Source organism: Streptomyces sp. NPDC046759, from assembly GCF_040645475.1.
In the GTDB taxonomy this organism is placed as follows: domain Bacteria; phylum Actinomycetota; class Actinomycetes; order Streptomycetales; family Streptomycetaceae; genus Streptomyces.
Genome location: NZ_JBEYYJ010000034.1, coordinates 64,966 through 85,294 on the forward strand (window position 1 = coordinate 64,966; position 20,329 = coordinate 85,294).

Genomic DNA, 20,329 nt, shown 5'->3' on the forward strand with positions numbered 1-20,329 from the left:
GGGGGTTGTCCCCCGGGACATGCAGCATCCTGGCTCGAGTGGCCAACCGGGACGTGGGCGACGTGCTGTGGGTCCCCGGCGGGGAACGCCGAGGGCGTCTCCCGGTCCAGGGACCCCCGCGTCAGCGGTCCGCGTCGCTCGCGGCGTCCCGGTCGGCCGCCGCGGCCGCGGACTGGGCCGCGTCCACCTTCTTCTGCATCTGCGCGTATCCGGAGGGCGTGCCCGAGGCCGGCGGGGTCTTGGGGGACGCCCCGTCGTGGTGGGCGCAGCCCGCGGTGAGCGCCACCAGCAGGGCGACCGCCGGCAGCGCCGCCGGTCGTGGCCGCATCAGCTCGCCGCCTTCCCGCCGTTGTTGTCCCGGCACCAGGTCCGGACGTCGTTCAGGTCCTTCTGGCGCTGGTTGAGGGTGGCCACCAGCGACTTGCGGAAGTCCAGCCGGTCCTGGAGGTAGGTGGCGATCTGGGTGTGGCCCGCCTGCTTGGCGTTGTCCACGCGCTGCTGGAGCCGGGCCACCGAGCCCCGGGTGCCGGCACCGGCGTCCAGCCGCTTCAGAGCCCGCTGGATCCGGCGGTCGATCTTGGGCACCCGCTTGCACAGTGCCTGCGCCCCGTCACCGGTGGGTCCGGGCGCGGGGGTGCTGTCGGCCGCGGCCACCCCGCCGGTGCCGGTCAGTACGGCCGCCGCCGCCAGCCCGGCGAACAGGGTGCGCGCACCTCGTCGTCCGTTCATCGCTCTCTCCGTTCCCTTCCCGGGCGGCCCGTTCGCCCGCCCGACGAGACGGAGGTTAGGAAGGGTCTTTGGGGAAACTCTGTGACCGGTTTGCCCCTGCTGTACCGATCAGCCAGTCCCGTCGGCCGGGCAGTCCACCGCCGTCCGAGGGCAGCCGTACCTCGAAGCGCGCGCCGGTCCCGCCCGGCCGGTCGGTGACGGTGACGCCGCCCCGGTGCAGTGCGGCCTGCTGGGCGACGAGGGTGAGGCCGAGGCCCGAGCCCGCGCTGTCCGGACCCCGCTGGAACCGCTCGAAGATCCGGGCGCGGGCGTCGGCGGGTACGCCGGGGCCGTGGTCGTCGACCGTGATCAGGACCTGGCCGGCGGTGCCGGTCACGCCGACCCTCACCCGTGCCCGGCCGTGCGCGTCGCGGCCGTGGGCGAGGGCGTTGCCGAGCAGGTTGTCCAGCAGGAGCCTGAGGCCCGGCTCCCAGCCGTGCACGGTGCGTCCGTGCGCCGCTTCGAGGGTGATGTCGGCGTCGGGGGCGCGGCGCCTGGCCTCGGCCACCGCGGCGTCGGCGATGTCGGACAGGTCGACGGTCCGCAGCGCCTCGGCCTCCACCAGGTCTCCGCGTCCGAGCTCCCGCAGCATCACCAGCAGTCCGAGCAGGCGGGTGTGTTCGCGGCGCAGGTCGGCGAGGACCTCGGCGCGGTCCGCATCCGGCAGGCCGGGGTGGTCGGTGAGGATGTCGAGGTTGGTGCCCATGCTCATCAGTGGGGTGCGCAGTTCGTGTGCGGCCGCCGAGGAGAAGGAGCGGGCGGTGTCCAGGGCCTGGCCGGTGCGGGCGGCCTGTTCGTCGTAGCGGGCGAGGACGGTCCGCAGGGTCGCGGCCAGTTCGTCGACCTCGCGCACCCCGGTCCGCTCCTCGGGCAGCCGGGCCGTGCTGGTGCGCGGGTCGAGACCGGCGGTGCGACGGGTGAGGCGGCGCAGAGGCGCGCTCGCACCGGTGGCCAGGCCCCCGGCCAGCAGGCCGGACAGGGGTGCGGCCAGCAGCGCGGCGAGGACCACGCGTCGGCGCACGAGCGGCAGCCGGGTGCGGTCGGCGGTGTCGGGCGAGAAGAGCCACAGCGTGCCTGCGGCGGCCGTGCCCCGCACGGGCCGGGCCAGCGCGCGCCAGCTGCGCCCGCCGGTGCGGAGGGTGACGAAGCCGGAGGAGCGGTCGGGCAGGGCCACGGCGGGACCGGGCTGGGGGCCGCCGCTGAAGGTCGTGTCCGGGCCGACGAGCCGTACGCCGACGTCGAGGGCGGAGCTGAACAGCTGCCGCTCCCGTGTGTCGGCGGCCTTGGGGCGGCCGTCCGCCGAGGCCCGCAGCAGCGCCCGGGCGTCCGGCGCCAGGGACACCGCGCGCTGCCGCAACTGCTGGTCCTCGGCCTGGCGCAGGTCCCGGGCGACCAGGTGCAGCAGCAGCCACCCGGCGGCGAGCACGAGCAGCGGGACGGTGCAGCCGACGGCGAGGGCGATCCGGGTGGAGAGCCTCATGGTGTGTCCCGCGGTTCCCTGAGCACGAAGCCGACGCCCCGCACCGTGTGGATCAGCCTGGCGCCCCCCTCCGCCTCGAGTTTGCGGCGCAGATAGCTGACGAAGGTGTCGACGGCGTCCGTGCGCACCTCGAAGTCGTAGCCCCACACCCGGTCCAGCAGCTGGTCACGGGTGAGGACGAGTCCGGCGTTGCGGGCGAGCACCTCCAGCAGCTCGAACTCGCGCCGGGTGAGGTCCAGCGGCCGGCCGTCCCGCTCGGCGGTGCGGGCGGCCGGATCGATCACCAGGCCCGCCACCCGCAGGTGCGTCCGGCCCGTCGGCGGACGGCGGCGCAGCAGGGCGCGCAGCCGCAGCACCAGTTCCTGCAGGGCGAACGGCTTGACCAGGTAGTCGTCGCCGCCCGCCTGGAGCCCGGCGATCCGGTCGGCGGTCTCGTCCAGCGCGGAGAGCATCAGGACGGGCAGGTCCCGGTCCTCGTCGCGGAGCCGGGTGCACACCTCGATGCCGCTCATGCCGGGCATCGACACGTCGAGCACCAGCACATCGGGCGGTGTGTCCCGGATCGCCGCCAGTGCCTCGGGGCCGTCGGCGGCGGTGCGCACCACGAACCCGCTCAGTGCGAGGCCGCGTTCCAGTGAACGCCGGATCGCCGCGTCGTCGTCGACGACCAGTACCGCACCGGATCCCGCCGTGTCGCTCATGCGCCCCTCCTCATCGCCGGGTCAGCGTACGGCCCTCCTCGGAGCGTGCGGCAGTGCCCCGGTTGGTTTCGGCGGGCGGGCGGGCGCGCCGACGAGGCGGTGGGCGGCGTGGCCGTCGAGCCGGCGGATCGCGTGGCACGCCACCTCGCAGGCGATGACCGACCCGACGACCGCGTTCGTCCCTTTCCCCTCGTCGCCTCGGCCGCCGCCCCCCTCCAGGCTCCCGGCGGCCGGGGCGCGGAGTGTCGTCGGCGCGGGCGAAACCCGGGGTAAGCGAAAGTTGCAGTCCAGGACGGTACTGGGGGAGCACGCGGGGCGGCGGCGGGCCGTGTTGGATGGCTCCCATGGCCCGCGCACTTCCCCGCCCCCACCGTGACGACGTGCGGATCGCCGTGGGCGGACTGCTCGGCGGCGTGCTGCTGTGGGCCCTGGGCCTCCACCCGCGCATGCCCTCCGCCCCCGTCGTGCTGTGGGCGGCGCCGTGGGCCCCGCTGGTGCCGCTGACGGTGACGGCCGTGTGCGAGCCGCTGCGCCGCACCCGGCCCCGCCTCGGTCTGCTGGTCGGCACGCTCGCGCTGGCCGTGGACACGGTGACGGTCGGCAACATCGTCACGGTCGTGCTGTACACCGATCTGATGTACGCGGCCGTCCTGTACGGCACGGCGTCCTCGGCCCGCCGCATCCCCTGGATCACCGGGCTGCTGACGGTGCTCGGCGGGGTGGTGCCGGCCACGCTCTGGCGCGACCCGGCGGCGCTGCTCATCGGAGTGGGCGTCGGCGTGGTCGCACTGGCGCCCGCCGCGACCGGCTGGGTGGTGCGCAACCACCGCGACGCCGCCGACGCCGCCCGGCTGCGCGCCGAACAGACCGCGCTGCTCGCCGAGATGGACCGGACCCAGGCGGTGACGGCGGAACGGGCGCGGATGGCACGGGAGTTGCACGACATGGTCGCCAACCACCTCTCCGCGATCGCCATCCACTCCACGGCCGCGCTGTCCCTCGACGATCCGCAGACCTCCCGGGACGCCCTGAGCGTGATCCGGGAGAACAGCGTGGCGGGGCTGGCCGAGATGCGGCGGCTGATCGGCATCCTGCGGGACAGCAGCGGCGATCGGGAACCGGCCGTCACGCCGGGGCTCGATGGTCTCGCCACGCTGGTCGAGGGCGCCCGCGCCAACGGCCTGGACGTCCGCCTGGACGCCGACCACGGCCGGGTGCCGGCGCCGGTGGGGCCGGCCGCGTACCGGATCGTGCAGGAGTCGCTGACCAACGCGCTCAAGCACGCGGCGCCGGGTCCCGTACGGGTCACCCTGCGGCGGACGGACGGCGCCCTGCAGGTCGAGGTCGTCAGCCCCCACCGGCCCGGTGACGGACCGCGCGCCCCCGGCTCGGGCTCCGGGCTCACCGGGATGCGGGAGCGGGCGGCGCTGCTCGGCGGCGGCTTCACGGCGGGGCCCGAGGCCGGCCTGTGGACCGTACGCGCGACACTTCCCCTGAACGGCACCGAAGCCGAGACCGGAGCCGACGCCCACATCCACACCGGCACCGGCACCGAAGGAGACTCCCCGTGATCCGTGTCCTGGTCGCCGAGGACCAGTCCGCCGTACGCGCCGGACTCGTCCTGATCCTGCGCAGCGCGCCGGACATCGAGGTGGCCGGGGAGGCGGCGGACGGTGAGCGGGCGGTGGAACTGGCCCGGGAACTGCGGCCGGATCTGGTGCTGATGGACGTGCAGATGCCCCGCCTGGACGGGGTGTCGGCGACGCGGCAGATCGTGGCGGAGCGGCTCGCGGACGTGCTGGTGCTGACCACCTTCGACCTGGACGAGTACGTGTTCGGGGCGCTCAGGGCGGGGGCGGCCGGGTTTCTGCTGAAGCACGCGGAGGCGCGGGAGCTGCTGGCGGCGGTGCGCGCGGTGGCGCGCGGGGAGGGAGTCGTGGCGCCGGCCGTGACCCGGCGGCTGATCGCCGAGTTCGCAGCGGCGCCGGTGCGGGAGCCGAAGGCCGACCCGGCGGTGCTGGACGCGCTGACCCCGCGTGAGCGGGAGGTGCTGTCCTGCGTCGGCCAGGGGCTGTCGAACGGCGAGATCGCCGGGCGGCTGGGGATGGCGGAGGGCACGGTGAAGTCGCACGTCAGCCGGCTGCTGGCCAAGCTGGAGCTGCGCAGCCGGGTTCAAGCGGCGGTGCTGGCACAGGAGTTGGGGATCTAGCGGACCCTCAGGCGTAGTGGTCCAGACCTATTGACCTGTGGTCCAGACCTTTCTACTCTCGCAGCACCGTGGGCGTGAAGGCTCAGTCATGCCCCTGACATTCCATCATTCCCCCTATCGAGGAGGCGCAGCATGCGCTTCAGACACAGAGCCGCGGCAGGGTTCGCGACCCTGTTGCTCCCCCTGGCCGGACTCGTCGGCCTCGCCGGCCCCGCCCAGGCCGCGACGAACGCGACGGCGAGCTTCACCAAGACCAGCGACTGGGGAACCGGCTTCGGCGGTCAGTGGACCATCAAGAACACCGGCAGTGCCAGTATCAGTTCCTGGACCGTGGAGTGGGACTTCCCCTCGGGGACGTCCGTCACCTCCGCCTGGGACGCCGACGTCACCAGCTCCGGCAATCACTGGACCGCCAAGAACAAGTCGTACAACGGCACCCTCGCCCCCGGCGCCTCCGTCTCCTTCGGCTTCAACGGCGCGGGCCCCGGCTCCCCGTCCAACTGCAAGCTGAACGGCGACAGCTGCGACGGCACGACCGCCCCCGGTGACGCCGCGCCCTCCGCGCCCGGCACCCCGACCGCCTCCGGCGTCACCGACACCTCGGCCAAGCTCTCCTGGGGCGCGGCCACCGACGACAAGGGCGTCAAGAACTACGACGTCCTGCGCGACGGCAAGGTCGTCGGCACGGTGACGACGACGTCGTACACCGACCCCGGCCTGACCCCCGGCACCGACTACTCCTACACCGTGCAGGCCCGGGACACCGCCGACCAGACCGGCCCGGTCAGCGGCGCGGTCAAGGTGCACACCACCGGCGGAGGCGGCACCACTCCCCCGCCCACCGGCGACAAGGTCAAGCTCGGTTACTTCACCGAGTGGGGCATCTACGGCCGCAACTACAACGTCAAGAACCTGGTGACGTCCGGTTCCGCCGCGAAGATCACGCACATCAACTACGCCTTCGGCAACGTGACCAACGGCCAGTGTGCCATCGGCGACTCCTACGCCGACTACGACAAGGCCTTCACCGCCGACCAGTCGGTCAGCGGCGTCGCCGACACCTGGGACCAGCCGCTGCGCGGCAACTTCAACCAGCTGCGCGAGCTGAAGGCCAAGTACCCGAACATCAAGATCCTGTGGTCCTTCGGCGGCTGGACCTGGTCCGGCGGCTTCGCCCAGGCGGCGGCCAACCCGACCGCCTTCGCGCAGTCCTGCTACAACCTGGTGAAGGACCCGCGCTGGGCCGACGTCTTCGACGGCATCGACATCGACTGGGAGTACCCGAACGCCTGCGGCCTGTCCTGCGACACCAGCGGGGCGGCGGCCTTCAAGAACGTGATGGCCGCGCTGCGCGCCAAGTTCGGCTCCTCCGCCCTGGTCACCGCGGCGGTCACGGCCGACGGCTCCTCCGGCGGCAAGATCGAGGCCGCGGACTACGCGGGCGCCGCCCAGTCCGTCGACTGGTACAACGTGATGTCCTACGACTTCTTCGGCGCCTGGGACGCCCAGGGCCCGACCGCCCCGCACTCCCCGCTCACCTCGTACTCCGGCATCCCGAAGGCGGGCTTCACCACCGCCGACGCGATCGCCAAGTACAAGTCGGTCGGGGTCCCCGCGTCCAAGCTGCTCATCGGCATCGGCTTCTACGGCCGCGGCTGGACCGGTGTCACCCAGGACGCCCCGGGCGGCACGGCCACCGGCCCCGCGGCCGGCACCTACGAGCAGGGCATCGAGGACTACAAGGTGCTCAAGACGTCCTGCCCGGTCACCGGCACCGTCGCCGGCACGGCGTACGCCCACTGCGGGAGCAACTGGTGGTCCTACGACACCCCGTCGACCATCGCCGGAAAGATGAGCTGGGCCAAGTCCCAGGGACTCGGCGGAGCCTTCTTCTGGGAGTTCAGCGGCGACACCAGCAATGGTGAGCTGGTGAACGCCATCAGCAGCAACCTGTAGGGCCGCTACCTGCAAAGGGCGCTAAGCGACGTTGACGCGCTGACCGGGCGGGGCTGCTTCCAGCCACGCGAGGAATCCGGTCAGCGCGTCTTCGCTCATGGCGAGTTCGAGGCGGGTGCCCCGATGGGTACAGGCGAGGACCACCGCGTCGGAGAGCAGCGCCAGTTCCTCCTCGCCCTCGGGCAGCCGGCGGCCGGCCACCTCGATGGCGGCGCGCTCCAGGGTGCGGCGCGGGCGGAAGGCGTAGGAGAAGACCCGGTACCACTCGATGCGGTCGCCGTTGTAGCGGGCGACGCCGTAGGACCAGCCCTTGCCGCCCGCGTCCGGTTTCTCGGCCACGTCCCAGCGCAGGGAACAGTCGAAGGTCCCGCCGGAGCGCTGGATCAGCCTGCGGCGCAGCCCGAACAGGAACAGTCCCACCACCACGAGCGCGACCACGATCCCGCACACAGTCAGAGCGAGGACCATCGGCACCGACCTCCTCGTCTCCTAGGAACTGCTTCTGTTACTGAGTAATGAAACGGAAAAAACACCCACATCTGCCTCAGCCGCGACCGGCACCGGATTGCTCCGGGCCGGCCGCGGCTGAGTGATGTCAACGTACAGCGCGGCTGGTTCAGCGCGCCGTCGCAGCGCGCAGTCGGACGTCCGCGCGGCGCTCGGCGGCGGCGTCGCCCTCCGCCTTCGCGCGCTCCAGCTCCCGCTCCGTGCGCTGGACATCGATCTCGTCCGACAGCTCGGCGATCTCGGCCAGCAGGGACAGCTTGTCGTCGGCGAACGAGATGAAACCGCCGTGCACCGCGGCGACGACCGTTCCACCTTCACTCGTACGGATGGTCACCGGGCCCGACTCCAGCACACCGAGCAGCGGCTGGTGACCGGGCATGACGCCGATGTCGCCGGACGTGGTGCGCGCGACGACCAGGGTGGCCTCGCCGGACCAGACCTGGCGGTCGGCGGCGACCAGCTCGACGTGCAGCTCAGCAGCCAAGGGTGGCTCCTCGGGTCACCACCCGGCGGTTCTGCCGGGTGTTGGGGTCAATTCTAGTAGGCGTGACTGAGGGGGCGGGACGCGCCCGCCCCCTCAGACGAGCACGGGGCTCAGGAGACGCCCAGCTCCTTGGCGTTGGCCTTGAGGTCCTCCAGGCCACCGCACATGAAGAACGCCTGCTCCGGGAAGTGGTCGTACTCGCCGTCACAGATCGCGTTGAACGCCGCGATCGTCTCGTCCAGCGGCACGTCCGAACCGTCCACGCCGGTGAACTGCTTGGCGACGTGGGTGTTCTGGGACAGGAAGCGCTCCACGCGACGGGCACGGTGGACGACGAGCTTGTCCTCCTCGCCGAGCTCGTCGATACCGAGGATCGCGATGATGTCCTGCAGGTCCTTGTACTTCTGCAGGATGTTCTTCACGCGCATCGCGGCGTTGTAGTGGTCCGCCGCGATGTACCGCGGGTCGAGGATGCGGGACGTCGAGTCCAGCGGGTCCACGGCCGGGTAGATGCCCTTCTCGGAGATCGGACGGGACAGAACCGTCGTCGCGTCGAGGTGGGCGAAGGTGGTCGCCGGGGCCGGGTCGGTCAGGTCGTCGGCGGGGACGTAGATCGCCTGCATCGAGGTGATCGAGTGACCGCGGGTCGAGGTGATGCGCTCCTGGAGGAGGCCCATCTCGTCGGCCAGGTTCGGCTGGTAACCCACCGCGGACGGCATACGGCCGAGCAGCGTGGAGACCTCGGAGCCGGCCTGCGTGAAGCGGAAGATGTTGTCGATGAAGAACAGCACGTCCTGCTTCTGGACGTCACGGAAGTACTCGGCCATGGTGAGGCCGGCCAGCGCGACGCGCAGACGGGTGCCCGGGGGCTCGTCCATCTGACCGAAGACCAGCGCGGTCTTGTCGATGACGCCGGAGTCCGACATCTCCTCGATCAGGTCGTTGCCCTCACGGGTGCGCTCACCGACACCGGCGAACACGGAGACACCGTCGTGGTTGTTGGCGACACGGTAGATCATCTCCTGGATGAGCACCGTCTTGCCGACGCCGGCGCCGCCGAACAGGCCGATCTTGCCGCCCTTGACGTACGGGGTGAGCAGGTCGATGACCTTGACGCCCGTCTCGAACATCTCGGTCTTGGACTCGAGCTCGTCGAAGTTCGGGGCCTTGCGGTGGATCGGCCAGCGCTCGCCGTCGTAGGTCTCGTCGACGTTCAGCACCTCACCGAGGGTGTTGAACACCTTGCCCTTGGTGAAGTCGCCGACGGGAACGGAGATCGCCGAGCCCGTGTCGGTCACCGGGGCCTGGCGGACCAGACCGTCGGTGGGCTGCATCGAGATGGTGCGGACCAGGCCGTCACCCAGGTGCTGGGCGACCTCCAGGGTCAGCGTCTTCTTCTCGCCCGCGTTCGCCGGGTCGGAGACCTCGACGTGCAGGGCGTTGTAGATGTCCGGCATCGCGTCGACGGGGAACTCCACGTCGACGACCGGGCCGATGACCCGGGCGACGCGGCCCGTAGCCGTCGCGGTCTCAACAGTGGTGGTCATTTATCGGTCACTCCCCGCGGTCGCGTCGGCCAGGGCGCTCGCGCCACCGACGATCTCGCTGATTTCCTGGGTGATGTCGGCCTGGCGGGCCGCGTTGGCAAGCCGGGTGAGCGTCTCGATGAGCTCGCCGGCGTTGTCGGTGGCCGACTTCATCGCGCGCCGCGTGGCGGCGTGCTTCGAAGCGGCCGACTGGAGCAGCGCGTTGTAGATCCGGCTCTCCACGTAGCGCGGCAGCAGGGCGTCGAGGACGTCCTCCGCCGACGGCTCGAAGTCGTACAGCGGGAGGATCTCGCCCTTGGGGGCGGCCTCCTCGGCGACCTCTTCGAGGCGCAGTGGCAGCAGCCGGGCGTCGAGCGCCGTCTGCGTCATCATCGAGACGAACTCGGTGAAGACGATGTGGAGTTCGTCCACGCCGCCGTCCGCCGTCTCCTTCTCGATGGCCTCGATCAGGGGCGCCGCGACCTTCTTGGCGTCCGCGTACGTCGGCTCGTCGGTGAAGCCCGTCCACGACTCCGTGACCTTGCGCTCACGGAAGTTGTAGTGGGCGACACCGCGCCGGCCGACGATATACGTGTCGACCTGCTTGCCCTCGCGCTCCAGGCGCTCGGTCAGCTGCTCCGCCGTCTTGATGGCGTTGGAGTTGAAGGCGCCGGCCAGGCCGCGGTCGCTCGTGAGGAGCAGGACCGCGGCACGGGTCGGGTTCTCCGTCTCCGTGGTGAGCGGGTGCTTGGTGTTCGAGCCGGTGCCGACCGCCGTGACCGCGCGCGTCAGCTCGGTCGCGTACGGCGTGGAGGCCGCCACCTTGCGCTGTGCCTTGACGACGCGCGAGGCGGCGATCATCTCCATCGCCTTGGTGATCTTCTTGGTCGCGCTGACGGATCGGATGCGACGCTTGTAGACCCGGAGCTGGGCTCCCATGAGTCAGGTCCCTTCCTTACGTCACTTGGCGGCAGCGGCAGGAACGTCCTCGCCGAGCAGCTTGCCGTCCGAGGTCTCGAACTGCTTCTTGAACTCGGCCACCGCGTCGTCGATCGCCTGGATCGTGTCGTCCGACATCTTGGCGCCCTCCTTGATGGAGGTCATCAGGCCCTGGTGCTTCCGGTGCAGGAAGTCGATCAGTTCCTTCTCGAAGCGGCGGATGTCGGCGACCGGCACGTCGTCCATACGGCCGTTGGTGCCGGCCCAGACGGAGACGACCTGGTCCTCGGTGGCCATCGGCTGGTACTGGTCCTGCTTCAGCAGCTCGACCATGCGCGAACCGCGCTCCAACTGCGCCTTCGAGGCCGCGTCCAGGTCGGAACCGAAGGCGGCGAACGCCTCCAGCTCACGGAACTGGGCGAGGTCGACACGGAGGCGGCCGGAGACCTGGCGCATCGCCTTGTGCTGCGCGGAACCACCGACTCGGGAGACGGAGATACCGACGTTCAGCGCGGGACGCTGACCGGCGTTGAACAGGTCCGACTCCAGGAAGCACTGGCCGTCGGTGATGGAGATGACGTTGGTCGGGATGAACGCCGAGACGTCGTTGGCCTTGGTCTCGACGATCGGCAGACCGGTCATCGAACCGGCACCCATCTCGTCGGAGAGCTTGGCGCAGCGCTCCAGCAGCCGGGAGTGCAGGTAGAAGACGTCACCCGGGTAGGCCTCACGGCCCGGCGGGCGGCGCAGCAGCAGGGACACGGCGCGGTAGGCGTCGGCCTGCTTCGACAGGTCGTCGAAGATGATGAGGACGTGCTTGCCCTCGTACATCCACTGCTGGCCGATGGCCGAACCGGTGTACGGCGCCAGGTACTTGAAGCCGGCCGGGTCGGACGCCGGGGCGGCGACGATGGTCGTGTACTCCAGGGCGCCGTTCTCCTCCAGCGCGCGGCGCACGCCGGCGATGGTGGAGCCCTTCTGGCCGATGGCGACGTAGATGCAGCGGACCTGCTTCTTCGGGTCGCCCGAGCGCCAGTTGTCGCGCTGGTTGATGATCGTGTCGACGGCCAGGGCGGTCTTGCCGGTCTGGCGGTCGCCGATGATCAGCTGACGCTGACCACGGCCGATCGGGGTCATCGCGTCGACGGCCTTGTAGCCGGTCTCCATCGGCTCGTGCACCGACTTGCGCTGCATGACCGTGGGGGCCTGCAGCTCCAGCGCACGGCGGCCGGACGTCTCGATCTCGCCGAGGCCGTCGATCGGGTTGCCGAGCGGGTCGACGACGCGGCCGAGGTAGCCCTCGCCGACCGCGACGGAGAGGACCTCACCGGTGCGCGTGACCGGCTGACCCTCCTCGATGCCGCTGAACTCACCGAGGACGATGGCACCGATCTCGCGCTCCTCGAGGTTGAGGGCGAGGCCGAGGGTGCCGTCCTCGAACTTCAGCAGTTCGTTGGCCATGGCCGAGGGAAGACCCTCGATCTTCGCGATGCCGTCGCCGGCAAGGGTGACCGTACCGACCTCCTCGCGCGAGGCCGCGTCCGGCTTGTACGACTGGACGAAGTTCTCCAGCGCGTCCCGGATCTCCTCCGGCCGGATCGTGAGCTCCGCCATCTGGGTTCCCTGCTCTCCTTGTTGGGCCCGAAGTTTCACTTGGGGGGGATGGGGACTCCCCCCTGTAAGAGGTGAATCCTCTGCACGGCCCAACCAGGGCCGTAGGTACGTTCTTCTTTTCTCGAAATATCGAGTTGTCTCGAAATGTCGAGTTGCTGCTAGCTCGCCATGCGGCGGGCGGCGTCGTCCAGGCGGTCCGCGATCGAGCCGTTGATGACCTCGTCACCGACCTGCACCCGGATACCGCCGACGACCTCGGGGTCCACGTCCAGGTTGAGGTGCATCCGGCGACCGTAGAGCTTGGTGAGGGCGGCGCCGAGGCGCTGCTTCTGGCCGTCGCTCAGCGGCACCGCCGAGGTGACGACGGCGACCATCCGGTCCCGGCGCTCGGCGGCGAGCTTGGACAGGGACTCCAGTCCCGCTTCCAGGCTACGTCCACGCGGCGCGGTCACAAGGCGCGTCACCAGACGCTCCGTGACCGGCTTGGCCCGTCCGCCGAGCAGCCGGTGCAGCAGCTCGGTCTTGGCCGCCGCCGAGGCGGCGCGGTCGGTCAGCGCGGCGCGCAGCTCGGTGCTGGAGGAGACGATCCGGCCGAACCGGAACAGCTCGTCCTCGACGTCGTCGAGAGTGCCCGTCTTCTCCGCGGCCGTGAGGTCGGCGATGCTCGCCAGCTCCTCCAGCGCGTCCACCAGGTCGCGGGGCTGCGACCAGCGGGAGCGCGCCGTCCCGGCCACCAGGTCGGCGGTCGCGCCGCTGACCTGGCCACCGATCAGACGCTGGACCAGCTCCGCCTTGGCCTCCGCGGGCTGCGCCGGGTCGGTGAGGACCCGGCGCAGGCCGGCCTCGCGGTCGAGCAGCGCGGTGACGGCCGCCAGCTCGTCGGCGAGCGAAGCGGCGTCCACGGACGTGGAGTCCGTCAGCGCGTCGAGACGCTCACGTGCGGCTGCCAGGGCCTCGCGGCTCGCTCCGTTCATCGCGTGGCCTCGGCCTTCTCCTCGAGCTCGTCGAGGAAGCGGTCGATCACACGGCTCTGGCGGGCGTGGTCCTCGAGGGACTCACCGACGAGCTTGCCGGCCAGCTGCGTGGCGAGCGTGCCGACGTCCTGCCGAAGCGCCTGCGCGGCGGCCTTGCGGTCGGCCTCGATCTGGGCGTGACCGGCGGCGATGATCTCCTCGCGCTGCCGCTGGCCCTCGGCCCGCATCTCGGCGATGAGCGCGGCACCCTGCTCCTGCGCCTCCTGGCGCAGGCGCGCGGCCTCGTGCCGGGCCTCGGCGAGCTGTGCCTTGTACTGCTCAAGGACGCTCTGGGCCTCGACCTTCATGGCGTCGGCCTCTTCGATACCGCCTTCGATCGCCGCGCGACGCTCCTCCAGAACCTTGTTGATGTTCGGAAGCAGCTTCTTCCCGAGGAAGAAAAAGACGATGGCGAAGGTGACGAGGCCGATGACCAGTTCGGGGCCCGGCGGGATGAGGGGATTCTCCGATTGCTCCGCCGCCAGCTGCACCAGCTGTTGTGTCAGCTGCATGTCATCAGTGCCTTTCCCTGAAGGGTGGTCGTCAGCCGCGGTTTACTTGTAGGTGTAAACGAACGGCATGACGATGCCGATGAGGGCGAGCGCCTCACAGAAGACGAAGCCCAGGATCTGGTTGGCGCGGATCAGGCCGGCGGCCTCGGGCTGACGGGCCAGGGCCTGGGTGCCGTTGCCGAAGATGATGCCGATGCCGATGCCGGGACCGATGGCGGCGAGGCCGTAGCCGACGGAGGCGATGGAGCCGGTGACGGCGGCAAGGGTCTCAGTGGCAGCCATGCTGATTCTTCCTTCTCATTTCAAGGACCGGTGGGGGTTGGCCACCGGGCGTCTGGTGACGGGGGCGGAGGGGGAGGGGGAGTTCAGTGGTGCTCGGCGAGAGCGCCCTGAACGTAGGTGCAGGCCAGCAGGACGAACACGTACGCCTGGACGGCCTGGACGAAGAGCTCGAACCCGATCATGAGGATGGTCATCACGAAGGAGACCGCCGCGGCGGGGACCAGGTAGCTGTTCATCAGGTACCAGCTCGCGACCGTGAACATCACGAGCAGCAGGTGGCCGGCGAACATGTTGCCGAAGAGTCGGACGGCGTGGGTGAAGGGCCGGACCAAGAGGTTCGAGAAGAACTCGATGAGCATGACCAGCGGCAGCACCCAGCCGAGGGACTTGTCGTACCCGGTGAGGTTCTTCAGACCACCGACGAAGCCGTGCTTGCGGAAGGTCAGGATGAGCCAGGTGAAGTAGACGATCCCGGCCAGGGCCGCCGGGTAGGCGATGATCGACGTGACCGGGAACTGCGCGACCGGGATGACCGACCAGAGGTTCATGACCCAGACGAAGAAGAACAGCGAGACCATGAACGGGACGTACTTGTCGCCCTCACGCTTGCCGAGCGTCTCGTAGACGATGCCGCGGCGGACGAAGTCGTAGCCCGCCTCGCCGATCATCTGGAGCCTGCCGGGGATCACCTTGGCCTTGCCGAACGCTGCCCAGAAGAAGCCGATGACCACCAGGGTGCTGAGCAGCGCGAGCAGCATCGGCTTGTCGATGTCGACACTGCCGACCGTGAACATCGGCTTGAACAGGAAGGAGTGCAGGCCCGGCGACGGGAAGCCGCAGCCGTTGTCGGCGAAAACGCGGCAACTCCAGTCGAAGGCGAGCGTGGTCTGGTCAGCACTCACCGCGAGCTCCTTCGGCGTGACGCATGGATACGGCAACCTCGTTGTGTCGGCGCGGCGCGCAGCCGCGGGTCGGCACCGGACTGGTGTTACGGATGTGGGGGCGGCTGGGGGGCATCAAGCCTCGCGAATGAGCAGGCGACAGCTCCGATGCCCGCGCCCGCGATGCCGCAGTTGGCACCGGACGATAGCAGGAGATCACACACGCCTTTATCCCGGCCCTACCCCTCACGACGAGTGCCCTGTCTTCTCGGGCTTCTCGCCCTCGCGGGAGTCGGGGTCGACGTAGAAGATCCTGGCCTTCAGGTGCGCCCGGGTCTGTGCGGCCATCCACACGACGGTCGCGGCGATCAGCGAGAGCGCGAACGCCCTCGTATTGAAGAGAGTGGTGCCCTTGAACAAGGCCAGGAAGAGCATGACCAGCAGCAGCTGGGCGACGTAGAGCATGAGCCCCATGGCCTGGAAGAGCTGCGGGAGCGTTTTTGCCGTCCACTGCAGCACATAGAGGCCGATCCCCATGTAGGCGACGGCGAGCAGCACGCCGACGGCCGCCCCGAGCGCCCCCTTGCCACCGGCGAGCGCACCACTGACAGCGACGGCGACCACGCCGGCAGCCGCTGTGGGCGCAGCGATCTGCAGAAGGTTCCGGGCGTCATTGGACGGCATGGCGGCAACTCCGCTTTCACAGGGGGCAGGGTGTCGTCATGGACGAGCGTAGTCCCGGGCTGAGTGATCGAACCTCACACCTCCGGACCGTCGCACTGCGGCCCTTCGGTTCTCTCCGGGGTTCTCGTGAACCGTATCACAAACTATTTGATGAGGTCTTTACCTGATCGGTGTGCTCACTGTCACACATGAGAGTGAGGGCGCACGTCCGTGCAATAACCGCGCCCAGTTGCCTGGTATTAGGAGAGTTTGTTCCCCCATGAGTGGGCAATGCTCTCGTCAGATTCTTACCTTGCCGTCAGGGCACCCCCGGCCGGTTCATCATATTTGCGGCGTATATATGAAAGATCGCCAAGGAGATCCGCCGAGGTGGAGCGCCGGCCGCGGGAACGTCGTGGAGCGTCGACCGGCAGCGCGCCCGTTGCCTCCCAGCACAGACGTCCGTCGCCGTCGATATAACTGCGGGTCTGTCCCTTGTTGTCCGGGTGCAGGCAGTACGGGATGTCGAGGTAGCCCTTGCGGAACGCCAGCAGCAGAGCGCGGCCCACATCCGGGTCGAGCTCCAGAACGGCGTTGACCAGTGCCGATGCCTCGTCGTAGGTCGCGGAGCCGACGGCGGCGTCGACCGGGACTCGTGTCGCCCGCCGGGCCGCCCAGGCCGCGTACTCCAGGGCGCGGACGTTCACCTCGATGCTCGGGATGCGCTGTGATTCCGCGGCCGTCTTGACTATCAGCCGCTGCGCACCGCCCTCGACGGCGAGCTCGGCCGCCTGGCCGAGCAGGCGGTAGGCGCCGTCGTGCGTCTGCGGGTACAGGCCCATGTACGCGTAGACGACGACGTGCCAGTCGGACACCCGCAGCAGTTCCCCGCACAGCCGCCGCAGCGCCGCGATCGCCTCGCGGTCCTGGCCCGGGTGAGTCTGCTGCGCGTAGCTGACGGAGATGCTGCGGATGCCGTGCTGGACGAAGAAGAGGGCCTCCAGCACGCTGATGGCCACGAGCTGGCCGGGCGGGCACAGCTGCCCGAGCATGCAGCCGCCGAAGGTCTCCAGATGCGGCTCCACACCGGTGTCGCGGAGCCGGGTGAGCAGCTCACAGCCGCGTTCCCAGTTGAGGACGGACTCCGCCAGCGGCGTGCGGCCGTAGGGCAGGCAGTAGGAGACCGGCCCGCCCTCGGTGGCGCCCAGACGTACGGCGAGCATGGCCTGGAAGATGTCTACGGGATCCGCCGACCCGTGGCGCACCTGAACAGGGAAGTGCGGGCCCTCGATGCCGGCCAGTATGCCGGCGGTCGTCGCCGCCGGGTGGGTGACCAGGGGATAGCCGTTGAGGGCGACGCCGTCGCGCAGGGCGCTCTCCACGGCGGCCAGGTGACCCACCCGGGTGTGGGCGTCGATGGTGATCGTGCCGACCGTGCGGGCGGCCGCGGCCCGGGTGGCGGCGAGCCCGGCGCGCATGACGGCCGGGTCGCCGAATCCCATCCGCGGCTGGACGACGAGCCGGCCGGCCTCGGCCTCGGCCCTGACGTACGCGCCGAAGTCCGCGGTCTGCCGCTCGCTCATCGGGCAGTGTGCAGTGGGACCGGGAGACGGCCCGGCGCCACGGTCTGGTGAAGCGAGGCAGCGAAGATGGCCAGGGCGGTGGCCGGGTCCTGCTCCTCCTCGAAGACCTCGTCGAAGCCGGCCGCCCTCAGCTCCCGGGCGCGGGCGGAGCTCTTGCCGTCGACTCCGAGCTTGCCGCCGATGACCACGGGGGTACTGGTCAGGTCGGGGTGGGAGCGGAGCTTCCCGATGACACGCAGGCCGTCCTGGTGGCCGTGGCCGTTGACGCTGCTGACGACGACGAACGCGGGACGCAGCGCGGCGCAGCGGTTGACCAGCAGGTCGTCGGGGACACAGGGGCCGAGGTTGACGACCTCGTAGCCGAGTTCCTCCAGGAGGAGTTGGAGGAAAACCAGGTTCCAGGTGTGGGAGTCGGAGGCCATCGTCGTCACGACGACGGTCGGCCTGGCCGCGGTGCGCGCGTCAGTCATGTTCCCGTTCCGCCTTCCGGTAGGTCCGTACGTGTTCGATACGGGAGACGGAGACCACATCGCCGTCGCGGACCACGGCCTCGGCCGGGGCGGGCCTGCCCAGGAACATCAGGAGGCTGGCGGTGGGGCCGTAGGCTCCGGTGTTGGGGATGGCGAGGAGGTCGCCGGGGCCGATGCCGGCGGGGACCTCGACGTCCCGGCCGAGGGTGTCGCCCGGGGTGCACAGCGGTCCGGCGAGGGTCACCCGCTGCGTCTGCTCGGCGCCGGAGTCGACGCGGACGGACACCGGGAGGATGCGACCCAGGCCGGACAGTCCGCCGAAGGTGTTGATGCCGGCGTCTAGGACGACGAAGGTCCGGCCGCGGCCGGTCTTGACGTTGCTGACGGACGCCAGCAGAGTCCCGCAGTCGCCGACCAGGTAGCGGCCCGACTCGACGGCGAGCCGGGGGGCGCCCTGGCGCCAGCGCGGGAAGTGCGCGTCGAGGGCGGCTTCGAGCGCGGCGCGCAGGGCGGGGTAGGCCGTGCGCTCGCCGTGCTGCCCGTACGGCGACGCGAAGCCGCCGCCGATGTCGAGCAGGCGCAGGGGCACGCCGAGTTCCCGCTCGATGCGGGCCGCGGCGTCGATGGTGTGCCGGAACTCGGCGATCAGGGCGTCCTCGTCGGAGGCGTTGCTCTGGGAGAACAGATGCAGACCGGCGAGGGAGGTGCCCGGCACCGCGCGCAGCCGCGGCGCGAGGCCGGCGATGGTCTCGCTGTCGAAGCCGAACTGGGTGGGCCGGCCGGTCATCCGGACGCCGGTGGCCGCCCGGGCGGTCGCGTCGTTGATGCGCAGCAGGCAGTCGGCGACCGTGTCATGGGCCAGCGCGGCCTCGCCGATGTGCTCGAGGTCGGTGAGCGATTCGGCGGAGAAGAGCCGGACGCCCTGCCCGATCGCCTCGTGCAGTTCGCCGGGAGTCTTGCCGGGCCCGGTGTAGAGGATGCCCCTGGGGTCGTGCCCGGCCTGCAGGGCCGCGGCGAGTTCGCCGGTGGAGCTGATCTCGGCGCGGCAGGCGCGGCCGTCGCCCTCGCGCAGGGCCTGGACGAGGTCGACGTGCGGGTTGGCCTTGAGGGCGTAGAAGACGTCGAACTCCTCGGGCAGCCAGCCGAACAGGTCGCGCCGGGCGGCATCGAGGCGGTCGAGGTCGTAGACGTACAGCGGGGTGCCGTAGGCGTCGGCCAGTTCGCGCAGTCGGGTGCGGCCGGTCATGCGCCCTCCCCCTTCAGCAGGGCCGCGAGCTCGCGGCGGGCGTTCTTGCCGTGCAGGGTGAGCGGGAAGTCCTTCAGGACACGGCAGACGGTGGGTACCTTCGGCAGTTCGAGGCGCTTGGTGAGTTCGGCAGTGACCTGGTGGGCGTCGAGGTCGCTCTCGACGAACAGGGCGAGCCCGTGTCCGTCGCCGGGCGGCAGCGCGGCGGCGGCCCGTACACCGGGGATGTCCATGGCCGCGCTCTCGATCTCCACGGTGCTCATGCGGAAGCCCTTGTGCTTGAACATGTCGTCGCGGCGGCCCTGGAAGTAGAGGTGGCCGTCGTCGTCGAGCCAGCCGTAGTCGCCGGTGTACAGCAGTGGCTCCCCGGTGCGCGGGTCGCGGCGGAAGGAGCGGGCGGTGTCCTCGGGGTTGCGCCAGTAGCCGGCCATCACATGGGGGCCGGCGGCAACGATCTCCCCCACCTCACCGGCGGGCAGCGGGCTGCCGTCGTCGTCGAGGACGAGCACGCGGGTGCCGGGCAGCGGCAGGCCGACGGAGCCGGGGCGTTCCCGGTCGGCCTCGGGCGGCATGACCGTGATGCGCTTGGCCTCGGTCTGGCCGTACTGCCGGACCACACGGGCGCCGGGGAAGTGGGCGCGCAGGGCGTCGATGGTGCTCTCGGGCAGGGCGGCGCCGGTGTTGGTGAACATGCGCACGGGTGGCACGGGCCGGGTGTCCCGGCCGGCCAGTCGGACGATCATCGTGGCGAGGGACGGCACGATCGGCACGATCGTCACGCCGGTCTCCCGCATGCGCTGCAGGAGGCGGAAGTCGGACTCGCCGTCGGCGAGGACGATCTCGCAGCGCGCGACACAGGTCATCAGGACCTTGCACAGGCCGTAGTCCCAGGACATGGGGAAACGGCAGAAGACCACGTCGTCCGGGCGGTATCCGAGCACCTCGGTCAGGGCGCGGCAGGCGAAGCTCACCTGGGCGTGGGGGCACGCGACCGCCTTCGGGGCGGCGGTGCTGCCGGAGGTGTAGATCAGCACGGCCAGGTCGTCGGCCGCGACCGGTTCCGGTTCACCGCGGTCCGCGCCGTCCGGCGCGAGGTCCGGCCGTACATCGGCGATGTCGTACACCGGTGCGGTGCTGACGCGGCGCAGCGCCGGGGCGCCGGCGGCGTCGGTGAGGACGAGTTTCGGTTCCGCGTTGCCGAGGACGGAACGCAGGTGGAACTCCTTCATCGCCGGGTTGAGCGGGACGAAGACGGCGCCGGCCCGCGACGTGCCGTAGAACATCGCGGCCAGTTCCCGGCTGGTCGGCAGCTGGACGACGACGCGGTCGCCGCGGCCGATGCCCTGGCCGCGCAGCCAGCGGGCGAACGCCCCGGCGGCCGCGGCCAGTTCCCGGTAGGTCCAGCGGCCGGTGGCGTCCCGGATCGCCGGGGCGTCCGGCGCCTCCTGGGCCGCTGCGTCCAACAGGGAGTGGATGGTCTGGCCGTTCAAGCGTG

21 protein-coding genes are annotated in these 20,329 nt (G+C 70.6%); 3 read left to right on the forward strand and 18 right to left on the reverse strand.

Going from position 1 to position 20,329, the window contains the following annotated elements:
- Positions 1–121: 121 nt before the first annotated feature.
- The 4 genes from ABZ919_RS34530 to ABZ919_RS34545 are packed head-to-tail and all read right to left on the reverse strand — an operon-like array spanning position 122 to position 2,949.
- Positions 122–328, reverse strand: a complete 207-nt coding sequence (locus ABZ919_RS34530) for a hypothetical protein (RefSeq protein ID WP_361255887.1) — start codon at positions 326–328, stop codon at positions 122–124.
- Positions 328–729, reverse strand: a complete 402-nt coding sequence (locus tag ABZ919_RS34535) for a hypothetical protein (RefSeq protein WP_361255890.1) — start codon at positions 727–729, stop codon at positions 328–330. The genes ABZ919_RS34530 and ABZ919_RS34535 overlap by 1 nt, the downstream gene beginning before the upstream one ends.
- Positions 730–784: 55 nt before the next feature.
- On the reverse strand, positions 785–2,248 hold the full coding sequence (locus tag ABZ919_RS34540; protein WP_361255893.1) for a HAMP domain-containing sensor histidine kinase: 1,464 nt from the start codon (positions 2,246–2,248) through the stop codon (positions 785–787).
- Entirely contained in the window at positions 2,245–2,949 is a 705-nt protein-coding gene (locus tag ABZ919_RS34545) for a response regulator transcription factor (protein ID WP_361255896.1), read from the reverse strand. Before ABZ919_RS34545 ends, ABZ919_RS34540 begins: the two co-directional genes overlap by 4 nt.
- Positions 2,950–3,293: 344 nt before the next feature.
- Here ABZ919_RS34545 and ABZ919_RS34550 point away from each other — a divergent pair, with 344 nt between their 5' ends.
- From ABZ919_RS34550 to ABZ919_RS34560, 3 genes are all read left to right on the forward strand, one after another.
- Positions 3,294–4,520, forward strand: coding sequence for a histidine kinase (locus tag ABZ919_RS34550; protein ID WP_361255899.1), 1,227 nt, complete (start codon positions 3,294–3,296; stop codon positions 4,518–4,520).
- Positions 4,517–5,158, forward strand: coding sequence for a response regulator transcription factor (locus ABZ919_RS34555; RefSeq protein WP_361255901.1), 642 nt, complete (start codon positions 4,517–4,519; stop codon positions 5,156–5,158). The genes ABZ919_RS34550 and ABZ919_RS34555 overlap by 4 nt, the downstream gene beginning before the upstream one ends.
- Positions 5,159–5,290: 132 nt before the next feature.
- Positions 5,291–7,114: a glycoside hydrolase family 18 chitinase gene (locus ABZ919_RS34560; RefSeq protein ID WP_361255903.1), complete on the forward strand. Its 1,824-nt coding sequence runs from the start codon at positions 5,291–5,293 to the stop codon at positions 7,112–7,114.
- 21 nt (positions 7,115–7,135) lie between these two features.
- Here ABZ919_RS34560 and ABZ919_RS34565 read toward each other — a convergent pair whose 3' ends face one another.
- From ABZ919_RS34565 to ABZ919_RS34630, 14 genes are all read right to left on the reverse strand, one after another.
- Positions 7,136–7,582, reverse strand: a complete 447-nt coding sequence (locus tag ABZ919_RS34565; RefSeq protein ID WP_351215662.1) for a DUF2550 domain-containing protein — start codon at positions 7,580–7,582, stop codon at positions 7,136–7,138.
- A gap of 148 nt (positions 7,583–7,730) precedes the next feature.
- A complete protein-coding gene (locus tag ABZ919_RS34570) occupies positions 7,731–8,105 on the reverse strand; it encodes a F0F1 ATP synthase subunit epsilon (protein ID WP_361255905.1) in 375 nt (124 codons plus the stop codon).
- 110 nt (positions 8,106–8,215) lie between these two features.
- Positions 8,216–9,652, reverse strand: a complete 1,437-nt coding sequence (atpD, locus tag ABZ919_RS34575) for a F0F1 ATP synthase subunit beta (protein ID WP_361255908.1) — start codon at positions 9,650–9,652, stop codon at positions 8,216–8,218.
- Positions 9,653–10,570: a F0F1 ATP synthase subunit gamma gene (locus tag ABZ919_RS34580; RefSeq protein WP_361255910.1), complete on the reverse strand. Its 918-nt coding sequence runs from the start codon at positions 10,568–10,570 to the stop codon at positions 9,653–9,655.
- A 21-nt stretch (positions 10,571–10,591) separates the two neighbouring features.
- Entirely contained in the window at positions 10,592–12,184 is a 1,593-nt protein-coding gene (gene atpA, locus ABZ919_RS34585; protein ID WP_361255912.1) for a F0F1 ATP synthase subunit alpha, read from the reverse strand.
- 158 nt (positions 12,185–12,342) lie between these two features.
- Positions 12,343–13,158, reverse strand: coding sequence for a F0F1 ATP synthase subunit delta (locus ABZ919_RS34590; RefSeq protein WP_361255913.1), 816 nt, complete (start codon positions 13,156–13,158; stop codon positions 12,343–12,345).
- Positions 13,155–13,703 (reverse strand): F0F1 ATP synthase subunit B, encoded by a 549-nt coding sequence (locus tag ABZ919_RS34595; RefSeq protein WP_361255991.1) that lies wholly within the window; start codon positions 13,701–13,703, stop codon positions 13,155–13,157. Before ABZ919_RS34595 ends, ABZ919_RS34590 begins: the two co-directional genes overlap by 4 nt.
- 48 nt (positions 13,704–13,751) lie before the next feature.
- Positions 13,752–13,991: an ATP synthase F0 subunit C gene (gene atpE / locus ABZ919_RS34600; RefSeq protein ID WP_351250117.1), complete on the reverse strand. Its 240-nt coding sequence runs from the start codon at positions 13,989–13,991 to the stop codon at positions 13,752–13,754.
- An 83-nt stretch (positions 13,992–14,074) separates the two neighbouring features.
- Positions 14,075–14,893 carry a F0F1 ATP synthase subunit A gene (atpB, locus tag ABZ919_RS34605; protein WP_361255915.1) on the reverse strand — a complete coding sequence of 273 codons (819 nt, stop codon included), beginning with the start codon at positions 14,891–14,893 and terminating at the stop codon, positions 14,075–14,077.
- A gap of 225 nt (positions 14,894–15,118) precedes the next feature.
- On the reverse strand, positions 15,119–15,556 hold the full coding sequence (locus tag ABZ919_RS34610; protein WP_361255918.1) for a hypothetical protein: 438 nt from the start codon (positions 15,554–15,556) through the stop codon (positions 15,119–15,121).
- A gap of 287 nt (positions 15,557–15,843) precedes the next feature.
- Positions 15,844–17,118, reverse strand: coding sequence for a methylaspartate mutase (locus ABZ919_RS34615; protein ID WP_361255921.1), 1,275 nt, complete (start codon positions 17,116–17,118; stop codon positions 15,844–15,846).
- Positions 17,115–17,588: a cobalamin-dependent protein gene (locus ABZ919_RS34620; RefSeq protein ID WP_361255924.1), complete on the reverse strand. Its 474-nt coding sequence runs from the start codon at positions 17,586–17,588 to the stop codon at positions 17,115–17,117. The genes ABZ919_RS34615 and ABZ919_RS34620 overlap by 4 nt, the downstream gene beginning before the upstream one ends.
- A complete protein-coding gene (locus ABZ919_RS34625) occupies positions 17,581–18,834 on the reverse strand; it encodes a type III PLP-dependent enzyme (protein WP_361255926.1) in 1,254 nt (417 codons plus the stop codon). The genes ABZ919_RS34620 and ABZ919_RS34625 overlap by 8 nt, the downstream gene beginning before the upstream one ends.
- Positions 18,831–20,324, reverse strand: a complete 1,494-nt coding sequence (locus ABZ919_RS34630; protein WP_361255928.1) for an AMP-binding protein — start codon at positions 20,322–20,324, stop codon at positions 18,831–18,833. The genes ABZ919_RS34625 and ABZ919_RS34630 overlap by 4 nt, the downstream gene beginning before the upstream one ends.
- Between the last annotated feature and the right edge of the window lie 5 nt (positions 20,325–20,329).